The organism is Kitasatospora sp. NPDC058243, assembly GCF_042882025.1.
In the GTDB taxonomy this organism is placed as follows: Bacteria; Actinomycetota; Actinomycetes; order Streptomycetales; family Streptomycetaceae; genus Kitasatospora.
In genome coordinates this window covers 918-1,332 of record NZ_JBHVWW010000166.1, presented here as the reverse complement: position 1 = coordinate 1,332, position 415 = coordinate 918, and the positions used below count along the sequence as shown (strand labels likewise).

Annotated in this window: 1 protein-coding gene; it reads right to left on the bottom strand. The window is 54.9% G+C overall.

What is annotated here, in order from left to right; translation table 11 throughout:
• Positions 1-403 (bottom strand): PAS domain-containing protein (locus tag ACFVX9_RS39825; protein ID WP_387987210.1); only part of this gene is annotated, 403 nt, incomplete at its 3' end.
• Positions 404-415: the final 12 nt, after the last annotated feature.

Below are 415 nucleotides of genomic sequence, written 5' to 3'. Positions count from 1 at the left end.
GGATTACCCCGCCATCGCCCTGTTTGAATAGACGACGCGCGGACGCCTGCCCGTCAGGCCTCTCGCGTATGATCATGAAACCCTCCATTGACGTCGGCATGATAAGTTGGGACAATTCAAGGCCGCACAATTCCGGGCGGGCGCTCTTTACCATGCTGGCGAACGCTTCGTTCGCGGCCTCAATTACACCATTCCCATTTAGTGCAACCACTGGATCATCCAGCAGTGAAAGAATTCTTTCGAATTTTGTGGTCACCAAAGCCAGATCTTTGCGCAGGCGGGACTCCTCTGTGGCATCCTTGGCAACGTGAACCAGAAATCCGCTGGATCCCAGGTCTGCCCGACTTTCCACTTTCCTTGATTGAAACGATTCCCCCCGCTTTCCCTTCCAGCTGAACTCCACACCCTCTAGCGC